This window comes from Janibacter zhaoxuefangae (genome assembly GCF_050271985.1).
Lineage (GTDB): Bacteria > Actinomycetota > Actinomycetes > Actinomycetales > Dermatophilaceae.
Window position 1 is genome coordinate 1,734,188 of the sequence record NZ_CP189849.1, and the last position, 11,167, is coordinate 1,745,354.

Genomic DNA, 11,167 nt, shown 5'->3' on the forward strand with positions numbered 1-11,167 from the left:
TGGCCTCGATGCGGCGGAGGACTCACCGGAGAGGCCACGGCGGTAGCCGTCGGGCTTGACGAGGACGAGGGAACGTTCGGTCTGCGCAGTCACGATGGTCACCCTACCCAGAGTGGGTCAGACGCCTCGGCGTGCCCGCAGGACGACGTCGTGCACGTGATGGGTCGAGACCGCCCCCGCGGGGCGGTCTCGACGCTCGTGGACCTCGATCACCCACCCGTCCCGCTCGGCGATCGCGGCCACGACGTCCTCGGTGCGCACGAACGCCTCGTGGTCGAAGGGCCGGGTCCGATCGGGGTCGGGATGCGCCGCGGCCGCCGCCATCGCCTGCGGGTCGTGATTGACGACGATCAGGGTGCCACCGGGCGCCACGGCGTCGAGGACGTTCGTCACGGCCCGGCCGTCCGGGGTCCGCGGGAAGGACGCGTAGGCCGCGGTGACGAGGTCGTACCGGACCCCGGCGAAGGGGTCCGCCGCGTTGGCGTCGCCCTGCACCAGGCCGATCTCCAGCCCCCGGTCCCGCGCGGCCGCGCCGACGCGCTCGAGGGCGCGTGCGGAGATGTCGGCGGCGGTCACCCGCCAGCCCTGCTGGGCCAGCCAGATCGCGTCGCCCCCCTCGCCCGCGCCGACGTCGAGGGCGTCGCCCGGCGTCAGCCCGGTGGCCTCGGCGACGAGCGAGCCGTTGGGGTTGCCGCTCCACTGCTGATCTCCGGCGTAGCGTCCGTCCCAGTCCGCGGCGTGCGCGCTCGGTCGGGCGGCCCCCTCGAGGTCCTCCCGGGCCAGGTCGACGCTGACCATGCTGCCGACCCGGCTGCCCGCGGCGGCCGCCGGCAGCACCTGCAGCATCGGCTCGGCGAGGGTGCCCGCCACATGGAGGCCGGGCACGAACGTGGCCCCGGTCATCGGATCGGCCTCGACGTACGTCGCGACGCCAGTGGGGTGTTCGGTCGCCACGAGCCCCACCCCCACGAAGGGGTCGACCCGGGCATGCAGGCGGGTCCCCACGAGGATGGTGTCCGCCGCGATGGTGGTGCCGTCCTCGAGGCGGATCTCCCGCAGGGTCCCCGCCTCGTCGCTGACGACCTCCTGCGCCCGAGCCACGACGACCCGCACGCCGGCGTCCCGGAGGATCTGCAGTTGCGGCTCGTCCGCCGCCACGCCCTCGTGGACCAGCACCGTCAGGTCGTCCGTGAGCTGTCGCAGCAGCGGGATGGGGTGCAGGCCCATCTCTGAGGTCACGAGCGAGACGATGCGCCCGTCGCGCGCCTCGTACCCGTGGCAGAAGGGGCAGTGGATGACCGCGCGGCCCCAGTGCCGGGCCAACCCCGGGATGTCGGGCAGCTCATCGCGCAGACCCGTGGCGGCGACGACCCGCCGTGCCCGCACGACGTGCCCGCCGGCGAGGCCGACGCGGAAGCCTTCGGCATCGCGGGTGACGTCGACGACTCGGCCGGTGAGCACCTCGGCGCCGTAGGAGCGCACCTCCTCGCGGGCGATGCGCAGGAAGTCCGCCGGCGACCGCCCTTCGTGCCCGAGGTAGCTGTGCATCTGCGAGGCCGGTGCGTTGCGGGGCTCACCGGAGTCGATGACGATGACCGATCGGCGCTGCCGGGAGAGTTGGAGGGCCGCGGCCAGGCCGGCGGCGGATCCGCCGATCACGGCCACGTCGACGTGCCTCTCGATGGCGGGGGTGCGGGGGTGCTCGTGGGGGGCGCTCATGCCGCCACGGTAGGTCCTTCTGGCGTATAGTGCATAGTCCCTTGCAGTATTCGCAAGGTCCAGTACCGCCGAGGAGCGCCCATGAGCGAGATCGAGCAGACCGTCCGCACCCGACTGCGAGGCCTGCGCACCGCCCAGTCCCTCTCGCTCGACGACCTCGCCGAGCGCTCCCACCTGAGCCCGTCGACCATCAGCCGGATCGAGACGGGCAAGCGCGCGATCAGCCTCGACGTCCTCCTCCCCCTGGCCCGCGCCCTGCGGACGGATGTCGAGACGCTGCTCGCCGAGGACGTCGACGAGGACGTCGTCATCCGCCCGACGCCGAGCCGCGAGCACGGCCACACGACGTGGATGCTCACCAAGGCCACCGGGACGACGGCGGCGATGAAGATGCGGCTCGAGCCGGGCGATCGGGCGCCGGAGCAGAGGGTCCACCCCGGGCACGACTGGTTCTTCGTCCTCGAGGGGCGGATCAGGCTCTTCCTCGGCGAGCGCGTGATCATCGTGGAGGCCGGCGAGGCGGCCGAGTTCGCGACGATGACGCCGCACTCCTTCATGGCGGTGGACGGCCCGGCCGAGGTCATCATGATCTTCGACCGGGACGGCCAGCGGGTCCATCGGCACGCCTGACGCGCCGGAGTGGCCCCGTCGCCGCCGGGAGGTCAGGCGGCGAGGGCCGCGTCCTCACGCGTCCGCACGTTCAGGTCAGTCGGGACTTCGGCGCGCAGGCACGCCCGCAGTCGCCACGCCGCGAAGAGCGCGACCGCGCTGATCCCCAGGTGGATCCCGAGGAACGCCTGGCCGAGCCCGGCCCCGAGCAACACTCCCGCGACGAGCGGGCCGGCGGCCGAGATCCCCGTCTGGAGCGCCGCGAAGACGCCGAGGGTGGTGCCGACCATCCCCTCCGGGGCGAGGGATGCCGTGAGGGGGTTGAGCACGGGGGCGTACATCGTCTCGCCGACGGCGAAGACGCCGAAGGTCGTGATGAAGATGGTCGCGGCGTGCTGCGGAGACAGCTGGGCCAGGGAGAGCAACAGCCACGAGGCGATCCACACGGTCGCGACGACCATGAGCAGGGATGCGCTGCTGCGGTGCGCGGTGAACCGGACGACGACCATCTGGAGCGCGAGGATGACGACGCAGTTGATCGCGGCGGCGTGTCCGATGGAGCGCTCGTCGAGGTCGAGGACGGTCAGGGCGTAGGCCGGCAGGCCCGCTTCGAACTGCGCGTAGAAGCCCAGCGCGAGGGTCACCGTCACGAGCGCGGTCCAGCGCAGCGCTGGCACGGCCCAGAGGGCGCGCACCGTGGCGGCCGCACCGGCGCCGGGTGCGCCGGAGCGCTCCGCGTCCGCGGGGGCGGGCACCGTCGTGGCCTCGGCCCGCGGCGCACCCCACCCCGCGGCCACGATGGTGACGGCGGAGGCGAGGAAGCCGAGACCGGCGAGGAGGAAGGCGGTGTCCATGCCGTCGGGGCGGGAAAGGTCGACGAGGTAGCCGGCGGCGAACGCGCCCACGGCCATGCCGAGCGCCTGACCGGTGAACTGCCAGGCGAAGATCTTGCGCCGGCCCGCACTCGGCACCCACAGGAGGACGAGCACCGACTGGGCCGGTCCGGCGGCGGTCACGCCGACGCCGAAGGCTGCCATGCCGAGGAGGAAGGCGGTCGCCGAGTCCGCGAAGGCGAGCCCGACGAGCGCCACGGCGGCCGCCGCGCGGGCCCACGCCGCGATGGCGACGGGGTTGTGCCGATCGGCGAGCCGGCCGCCGACGGGTGCCGCGAGCAGGGCCCCGAGCGAGAACAGGCTGGCCGCCCCGACCGCGACGAGAGTCCCCCAGTTCCGCCCCTCGGAGGCGTAGGCGTACTGGTAGGGCAACACCGTCCCCCAACCGATCATGGCGACGGAGGACGCGAGGATGAGGAGACGGGCGCGCACGGGATTCTCGACCTTCATTTCGAACACGAATATTTCGACTTCGAAATAATACCTCCTGTCGGGGGCTCCCCCGTCCACGCTCCCGCAGACGTGAACCAGTGCGAGGATGGCGCCCATGTCCGGACGACGAACCGATGCGCAGCGCCACCGCCAGGCCGTCGCGACCTACGTCGCGGCCGGCGGTGATGCCTCGACGCAGCGGGTCATCACCGCGCTGACGCTCGTGGCTCGCAAGCTCGACCAGTGGTACGAGCACCAACTCGTGGACCTCGGCATCAGCCAGGGCGAGTGGACGGTGCTCTCCGCACTCGCGAAGTCGGGCGAGGAGCCAATGACACCGACCCAGCTCGCCGAGGCCTCACTCGTCGCGGCGTCCTCCATGACGCACCGCCTCGACCGGATGGGTGAGCGCGGACTCGTCCGTCGCGCGCCGGACCCGAGCAACCGCACCCGCGTCCTCGTGCACCTGACGAAGGAGGGTTGGGACCTCTTCGCCCGAGCCGTCCGGGAGGCGGACGTCGTCGAGTCCGACGTCCTCGCCGGTCTCAGCGGCGCGCAGCGCCATCAGCTCGGTGACCTCCTCGAGGTCGTCATCGGCGACCTCGACCGGCTCACGACCGACTGAACGGACCGGCGCCCTCCGGCGGTTCAGGCCGTGGCGGCGTCGATCTGGCGGGTCTTGCGCAGGGACAGGACCCAGACGAGTGCGAAGAGGGCCCCGACGAGCCCGAGCATGGGGACGATGAGTCCCGAGGCGATCACGAGCGCCTGCAGGATCCACCCCAGCGTCACTCCCCACGGGTGGCGCCGCATCATCCCCGACGCGACGACACAGGCGAGCGCGAGCACGCACAGTGCCGCGAAGCCGCCGGTGCCGCCCCCTTCGCTCACCTGACCGAGGCCACGGGCCACCAGTGCGCCGAAGAAGACGACGAGGCCCTCGCCCGCGAGGATCGTCGCGAGCATGCGCCAGGTGAACTTTCCTTGGAGGCCGTAGAACATGGGCGTCAGCCTAGGTGTTGCGCCCGAGCCGTCGTCCGCCGCCGGCACCCGGCCGCGGGCGCTCGCCCCACCCGGGCCCGGTGCTTGGATGGACCCCATGCCCGATCAGGAGAGCGCCGAGGATCCCCCGACCCTGCCCGTCGCCACCATGCGGCGTGCCGTCCTGACCGTCGCCGCCCTCAACTTCGGGTACTTCTTCGTCGAGGCGAGCGTGGCCCTGGCGATCGGGTCGGTCTCGCTCATCGCGGACAGCGTCGACTTCCTCGAGGACACGGCGGTCAATCTCCTGATCGCCCTGGCCCTCGGCTGGTCCCTGCGCAACCGAGCGACGGCGGGACACGTCATGGCGCTGATCCTGCTCGTCCCGGCCGCGGCCGCCATCTGGCAGGTCGTGGAGAAGGTGGCCGACCCCACGGCCCCCGATGTCACCCGCCTCATCGTGACCGCCGGCGGCGCCGCCGTCATCAACGGCATCAGCGCGCTGATTCTGCTCCGCGTCCGGCGCCATTCCGGCAGCCTGACGCGCGCCGCCTTCCTCTCGGCGCGCAACGACGTGGCGGTCAACCTCGCGATCATCGCGATGGGAGTCATCACGGCCGTGACCCGGTCCGGCTGGCCCGACGTCGTCCTGGGCACCGTCATCGTGCTCATCAACGTCTTCGCCGCGCGGGAGGTGTGGGAGTTGGCCGCGCAGGAGCGCCTCGCCGCCCGCGCCCTGGCCGGCGAGGAGATCGACTGAGCGGTCGCCGAATCAGCTCGTCGGTCTACCGACCGACGTCAGACCTCGTTGCGCCCCAACAGCATCCGCACGTCCGCGGCCGTGGTGACGGACCCCGTCGCGAGGACCCCACCGCCGACGCCGCCACCGTCGTCGGCGAGTGCGCCGGCGTGGTCGAGGGCGTCCGGGAGGTTCTCGATGACGGTGACCCGGTGGTCACCGAAGATCTCGGCCGCGAGCGCGCCGAGCGTCTCGGGCCGCATGGAGCGCGGTGAGGACGAGCGCGTCACGACGACGTGATCGAGCACGGGATCGAGCGCCTCGAGGATCTGCTGGGCGTCCTTGTCCTTGAGGATCGCGACGACGCCGATGAGACGCACGAAGGTGAACTCCTCCTCGAGCGCCTCACGCAGGGCGAGCGCACCGGAGGGGTTGTGCGCCGCGTCGACGAGGACCGTCGGCGAGCGCCGCACGATCTCGAGGCGACCGGGCGAGGTGACGTCCATCAGGGCCGCCCGCAGGACCTCGTCGTCGAGGGTCTGCTCTCCCCCGCCGAGGAAGGCCTCGACCGCGGCCACCGCGAGCGCGGCGTTGTGCACCTGGTGCGTGCCGTGCAACGAGAGGAAGAGGTCCTCGTGGTCGCCCGCGAGGCCGCGCACGGAGAGCTGCTGACCGCCGACGCCGACGTCGCGCGTCAGGACGCCGAAGTCGACACCCTCGACGGTCAGCCGAGCGCCGACCTCCTCGGCCCGCTCGGCGAGGACGGCCAGGACCCCTTCGTCCTGCACCGAGCTCACGGCGATCGCGTCGGCCTTGATGATGCCCGCCTTCTCGGTGGCGATCTCGATGATCGTGTCGCCGAGGAAGTGCTGGTGGTCGAGGGCGACGGGTGTGAAGACGCTGACCTGGGCGTCGATGACGTTGGTGGCGTCCCAACCGCCGCCCATGCCGACCTCGACGACGGCGACGTCGACGGGGGCGTCGGCGAAGGCGGCGTAGGCCACCGCGACGAGCACCTCGAAGAAGGTCATCCGCGGACCGTCCGCCGCCGCGGAGGCCGCGTCGACGGTCTCGATGAAGGGCAGCACGTCGTCATAGGCGGCGAGGAACTTCTCCGCCGGGATCGACTCGCCGCCGATGCTGATCCGCTCGCGCAGGCTGTGCAGGTGCGGGGAGGTGAAGCGGCCCACGTTGAGCCCCGTCTCGCGCAGGATCCGCTCGATGATCCGCGTCGTCGAGGACTTGCCGTTCGTGCCCGTCACATGGATGACGGGGTAGGACCGCTGCGGGTCGCCGAGCAACTCCATCACCTGCGCGATCCGGTCGAGGCTCGGCTCGAGATCGTGCTCGGGGGTGCGGGCGAGGATATCGGTCTCCACCTCGCGCATCCGACGACGGAGCTCGAGCTGGCGGGCGGCCTCACGCTGGGGTGCATCGGGGGCTGGCATGGCCCGATTGTCCCTCACGTCGGACTCAGAGGGGTCGGCGCATCCAGACGGAGACGGGCATGCCCGCCCCCATCTCCTCCCGTTCGAACTCGACGAACCCGTTGCGCTCGTAGAAGGAGCGGGCGCGGTCGTTGCCCGCGTAGTGCGAGAGCCGCAGCTCGTCCCACTCCCCCGTCACGCGCGCCACGACCTCGTCCATGAGCAACTGGCCGATGCCGCGCGAATGGTGCGCGGGCAGGACGTAGATCTTCCACAGCACGGCGTGGCCCTCGAGAGGCCCGTAACTGGCCATGCCGACGACCTCGCCGTCGACCTCGGCGACGAGGCACCGCCCGGCGCGGATCGCGGGGATGGTCGCCTCCGGCGTCCACCACTTCGCCAGCCCGAGTTCGATGAACTCGTCACCGAAGGCCTCGCGGTAGGTCGCGGGCCACGTGACGTGGCCGACGTGCACGACGTCGGCCAGGTCGTTGCCCGTGGCCTCCCGGATGACCACGTCGTGGCCTGCGGCGTCGACTCCCGCCGCAGCGCCACGCCCGCCGAGGCTCACGAGAGGCTCGAGACGATGACCCGCACGGGCTGGCCGTCACCGACGGTCGCCTCGATGCCCTGCCCGGGGAGCGCGGTCAGGTCGGCGGCCGACCCGAATTGCGTCGCCAGGGTCTCCTCGGTGATGAGCCCCTGGTGGGCCACCGTGGCCTCCCAGACCTGCTGGTCACCGAGCACGGTGAGGCTGATCCGGTCGCTGATGTCGAGACCGGCGTCGCGGCGGGCCTGCTGGACGACACGGATGACGTCGCGGGCCAGGCCCTCGGCGGCCAGCTCGGGCGTGACGGTCGTGTCGAGCACGACGAAGCCGCCGCCGGGCAGCACGGCGGTGGCCTTCGAGCCGTCACCGCCGTCGCCCACGACCGTCTCGAGCGTGTACTCGCCCTCGACGAGGGCCAGGCCGCCGGCCGTGACGGTGCCGTCGTCGCCGACCGACCAGTCACCCGACTTGCTGCCCTTGATCGCGAGCTGCACGTCCTTACCCAGACGCGGGCCGGCCGCGCGGGCGTTGACCGAGAGTCGCTGCTGCACACCGAAGTCCTGGGCGTCCGCGGAGTCGAGCTCCACGAGCGTGACGGTCCGGACGTTGACCTCGTCGGCGATGATCGCCGCGAACTCCGTGAGCGCCCGGGCGTTCGCCGTCACGACCGTGAGGTCGTTGAGCGGCAGGCGCACGCGCAGCTTCTCCGCCTTGCGGACCGAGGAGGCGACCGAGCAGACGTCGCGCGCCATGTCCATGGCCTCGACGAGGGCGTGGTCCTGCGGCAGGAGGGACGCGTCCGGCCAGTCCTCGAGGTGGACCGAACGTCCACCCGTCAGGCCGCGCCAGATCTCCTCCGTCACCAGCGGGAGCAGCGGCGCCGCCACCCGGGTGATGACCTCGAGCGCGGTGTACAGGGTGTCGAAGGCCTGCTCGGCCCCCTTCGCGCCCTCACCGGCGGAGCCGGTGTCCCAGAAGCGCTCGCGGCTCCGGCGGATGTACCAGTTCGTCAGGACGTCGAGGACGTTGCGGGTGGATTCGCACGCGCCGGCGATGTCGTAGGCGTCGTGCTGGTCCTGGCTCGTCTCGACGTACTCGCGCACCGTGGCCAGCAGGTAACGGTCGAGCGGGTCGGTCGAGGCCGTCGACCACTGCGCGTCGTAGCCCGCGCCGCCGTTGGCCGCGTTGGCGTAGAGGCTGAAGAAGTACCACGAGTTCCACAGCGGCATGAGCACCTGGCGCACGCCGTCGCGGATCCCCTGCTCGGTGACGACGAGGTTGCCGCCGCGCAGGATCGGGCTCGACATGAGGAACCAGCGCATGGCGTCGGCGCCGTCCCGGTCGAAGACCTCGCGCACGTCCGGGTAGTTGCGCAGCGACTTGCTCATCTTGTTGCCGTCGGAGCCGAGCACGATCCCGTGGCTGATGCACGAGGAGAACGCCGGCTTGTCGAAGAGTGCCGTCGCCAGGACGTGCATCGTGTAGAACCAGCCGCGGGTCTGGCCGATGTACTCGACGATGAAGTCGCCCGGGAAGTGGTGCTCGAACCACTCCGCGTTCTCGAACGGGACGTGGTTCTGCGCGAACGACATCGAGCCGGAGTCGAACCACACGTCGAGGACGTCCTCGACGCGGCGCATGGTGGAACGCCCGGTCGGGTCGTCCGGGTTGGGTCGGGTCAGGTCGTCGACGAAGGGGCGGTGCAGGTTGGGCTGCCCGTCGCGGTCGCGCGGGATGCGCCCGAAGTCACGCTCGATCTCCTCGAAGGACCCGTAGACGTCCAGGCGCGGGTAGGTCGGGTCGTCGCTCTTCCACACCGGCACCGGGGAGCCCCAGAACCGGTTGCGGGTGATCGACCAGTCGCGAGCGTTGGCGAGCCACTTGCCGAACTGGCCGTCCTTGATGTGCTCGGGGACCCAGCGGATCTGCTGGTTGAGCTCGACCATGCGGTCCTTGAAGGCGGTCACCTCGACGAACCACGACGAGACGCCCTTGTAGATGAGGGGTTCGCGGCAGCGCCAGCAGTGCGGGTAGGAGTGGTCGTAGGTCTCCCGGCGCAGCAGGATCGTGCCGGGGCTCACCGAGCCGGCGTCGCCCTCGGCGCGGGTGGCCGCCTTGAGGTGGTCGATCACGGGCGCGTTGGCGTCGAAGACCTGGAGGCCCTCGTAGTCCGTCACCGGGAAGGTGAATCGGCCGTCCTTGCCGACCGGCATGACCGCCTCGATGCCCTCGCGGTCGGTCACCTCCTTGTCGACCTCACCGAAGGCGCCGGCGGTGTGCACGACCCCGGTGCCGTCGGTCGTCGTCACGGCGTCATCGGCCGCGACGATCCGGAAGGCGTTCTCGTGACCGGCGTAGTAGGAGAACGGCGGGGTGTAGCTCCGACCGACGAGGTCCGCGCCGCGGTAGGTTCCGAGGATCTGCGGCTCCTCGCCGAGCTCCCGGGCGTACGCGCCGAGGCGAGCCTGCGCGAGAACGTAGCGGGCGGTGGTGTCCGTGCCGGGGACGGCCGCCTCGACCACGACGTAGTCGATGTCGGAGCCGACCATGGCCGCGAGGTTGGACGGCAGGGTCCACGGTGTCGTCGTCCAGACGAGCAGGTGGGCGCCGTCGAGCACCGGGTCCTCGCCCGTCGTCTCGAGCGTGAAGCCGACGGTGACGGCCGGGTCCTGGCGCATCTGGTAGACGTCGTCGTCCATGCGCAGTTCGTGGTTGGACAGCGGAGTCTCGTCGTTCCAGCAGTAGGGCAGGACGCGGAAGCCCTCGTAGACGTAACCCTTGTCGTGCAGGGACTTGAACGCCCAGATGACGCTCTCCATGTAGTCCGGGTTGAGCGTCTTGTAGTCGTTGTCGAAGTCCACCCAGCGGGCCTGGCGGGTGACGTACTCGCGCCACTCGTCGGTGTACATCAGGACCGACTGGCGGCAGGCGTCGTTGAACTCCTCGATGCCCAGCTCGTGGATCTCGTCGGTGGTCTTGATCCCCTTCTGGCGCATGGCCTCGAGCTCGGCCGGCAGGCCGTGGGTGTCCCAGCCGAAGCGGCGCTCGACGCGCTTGCCGCGCATCGTCTGGTAGCGCGGGACGACGTCCTTGACGTAGCCCGTGAGCAGGTGACCGTAGTGCGGCAGGCCGTTGGCGAAGGGCGGGCCGTCGTAGAAGACGAACTCGTTGCCGCCGTCCGCGCCGCCGTCACGCTGATCGATCGAGGCCCGGAAGGTGCCGTCCTGCTCCCAGTGGGCGAGGATCCGCTCCTCGATCTCGGGGAAGCGCGGGCTCGCGGGCACGCCGAGCGCGGCGCCGGGGCGCGACTCGGTGGCGGTCTGGTCCGGGGTGCTGGAGACCTTGGGGTAGGTCATGGGCGGGCTCTCCTGCGGGTGGCGTCGTCAACTCGGATCCTGCACGAGGACGACGCGTCGACGGGTTCGTCGACGGCACCGCGGTACCACCTCAGTTGTCCCGAATCCCGCGGCGGCTGCCGAGAGGTTCGTGACCACTCTTGTCCCAGGCTCTGACGGGCCCACCCGTCCGGATCTACTGAGGAAGGTCGCCCCGCCCGTTCTCCCGGAAGCTCGCCGCTGATGACGGCTCAAACGCTGCTGCCCGCAGTCTAACGGCATGGACGAAGGGGGTCGCGCCGGCCGCGTACACTGGGCCGGTCCCCTTCCAGGGGGCACCACGCGCACCCACGGGGGAAGCCGGTCCGATTCCGGCGCTGACCCGCAACCGTAGGTCCCACTCGGGACGAGCCGGAACACCTGTGGACTGCGAGCGGCTCAACCACAACCCGTCGAGGCAGCGGGTCGAGCCCGAGGCACGT

At 71.3% G+C, this 11,167-nt stretch carries 9 protein-coding genes and 1 riboswitch; of the genes, 3 read left to right on the forward strand and 6 right to left on the reverse strand.

Translation table 11 applies throughout. The features are described 5' to 3' along the window. Nucleotides 1–117 precede the first annotated feature (117 nt). On the reverse strand, nt 118–1,719 hold the full coding sequence (locus tag ACQBAS_RS08165) for an FAD-dependent oxidoreductase (protein ID WP_427383307.1): 1,602 nt from the start codon (nt 1,717–1,719) through the stop codon (nt 118–120). Nucleotides 1,720–1,800: 81 nt separating this feature from the next. Between ACQBAS_RS08165 and ACQBAS_RS08170 the strand changes: the two genes are divergently transcribed. Further along, nucleotides 1,801–2,349, forward strand: coding sequence for a helix-turn-helix domain-containing protein (locus tag ACQBAS_RS08170; RefSeq protein WP_427383308.1), 549 nt, complete (start codon nt 1,801–1,803; stop codon nt 2,347–2,349). Nucleotides 2,350–2,381: 32 nt separating this feature from the next. Here the strand turns inward: ACQBAS_RS08170 and ACQBAS_RS08175 are convergent, their stop codons facing one another. Continuing rightward, nucleotides 2,382–3,653: an MFS transporter gene (locus tag ACQBAS_RS08175; protein ID WP_427383309.1), complete on the reverse strand. Its 1,272-nt coding sequence runs from the start codon at nt 3,651–3,653 to the stop codon at nt 2,382–2,384. Nucleotides 3,654–3,768: 115 nt separating this feature from the next. Here ACQBAS_RS08175 and ACQBAS_RS08180 point away from each other — a divergent pair, with 115 nt between their 5' ends. Beyond that, nucleotides 3,769–4,278, forward strand: coding sequence for a MarR family winged helix-turn-helix transcriptional regulator (locus tag ACQBAS_RS08180; protein ID WP_427383310.1), 510 nt, complete (start codon nt 3,769–3,771; stop codon nt 4,276–4,278). Nucleotides 4,279–4,301: 23 nt separating this feature from the next. On the opposite strand, the gene ACQBAS_RS08185 is transcribed toward ACQBAS_RS08180, so the two are convergent. Beyond that, the gene (locus ACQBAS_RS08185; RefSeq protein ID WP_427383311.1) at nt 4,302–4,655 is read right to left on the reverse strand and encodes a DUF4233 domain-containing protein; all 354 of its coding nucleotides are present in this window, start codon (nt 4,653–4,655) and stop codon (nt 4,302–4,304) included. Between the two features lie 97 nt (nt 4,656–4,752). Between ACQBAS_RS08185 and ACQBAS_RS08190 the strand changes: the two genes are divergently transcribed. Beyond that, nucleotides 4,753–5,394 (forward strand): cation transporter, encoded by a 642-nt coding sequence (locus tag ACQBAS_RS08190; RefSeq protein WP_427383312.1) that lies wholly within the window; start codon nt 4,753–4,755, stop codon nt 5,392–5,394. Nucleotides 5,395–5,432: 38 nt separating this feature from the next. Here ACQBAS_RS08190 and ACQBAS_RS08195 read toward each other — a convergent pair whose 3' ends face one another. The 3 genes from ACQBAS_RS08195 to ileS are packed head-to-tail and all read right to left on the reverse strand — an operon-like array spanning nt 5,433 to nt 10,706. After that, complete coding sequence (locus tag ACQBAS_RS08195; RefSeq protein WP_427383313.1) at nt 5,433–6,821, reverse strand: bifunctional folylpolyglutamate synthase/dihydrofolate synthase; 1,389 nt, start codon at nt 6,819–6,821, stop codon at nt 5,433–5,435. Between the two features lie 25 nt (nt 6,822–6,846). Next, nucleotides 6,847–7,371 carry an N-acetyltransferase family protein gene (locus ACQBAS_RS08200; protein WP_427383314.1) on the reverse strand — a complete coding sequence of 175 codons (525 nt, stop codon included), beginning with the start codon at nt 7,369–7,371 and terminating at the stop codon, nt 6,847–6,849. Continuing rightward, nucleotides 7,368–10,706 carry an isoleucine--tRNA ligase gene (ileS, locus tag ACQBAS_RS08205; protein WP_427383315.1) on the reverse strand — a complete coding sequence of 1,113 codons (3,339 nt, stop codon included), beginning with the start codon at nt 10,704–10,706 and terminating at the stop codon, nt 7,368–7,370. The genes ACQBAS_RS08200 and ileS overlap by 4 nt, the downstream gene beginning before the upstream one ends. A gap of 333 nt (nt 10,707–11,039) precedes the next feature. Beyond that, nucleotides 11,040–11,106, forward strand: a riboswitch (cobalamin riboswitch). The last annotated feature ends 61 nt before the right edge of the window (nt 11,107–11,167 follow it).

Bases quoted from the DNA above. Each gene is read 5' to 3' on its own strand.
- ACQBAS_RS08170 (WP_427383308.1), top strand. From the start codon at position 1,801: ATGAGCGAGATCGAGCAGACCGTCCGCACCCGACTGCGAGGCCTGCGC.
- ACQBAS_RS08195 (WP_427383313.1), bottom strand. From the start codon at position 6,821: ATGCCAGCCCCCGATGCACCCCAGCGTGAGGCCGCCCGCCAGCTCGAG.
- ACQBAS_RS08180 (WP_427383310.1), top strand. From the start codon at position 3,769: ATGTCCGGACGACGAACCGATGCGCAGCGCCACCGCCAGGCCGTCGCG.
- ACQBAS_RS08190 (WP_427383312.1), top strand. From the start codon at position 4,753: ATGCCCGATCAGGAGAGCGCCGAGGATCCCCCGACCCTGCCCGTCGCC.
- ACQBAS_RS08165 (WP_427383307.1), bottom strand. From the start codon at position 1,719: ATGAGCGCCCCCCACGAGCACCCCCGCACCCCCGCCATCGAGAGGCAC.
- ileS (WP_427383315.1), bottom strand. From the start codon at position 10,706: ATGACCTACCCCAAGGTCTCCAGCACCCCGGACCAGACCGCCACCGAG.
- ACQBAS_RS08185 (WP_427383311.1), bottom strand. From the start codon at position 4,655: ATGTTCTACGGCCTCCAAGGAAAGTTCACCTGGCGCATGCTCGCGACG.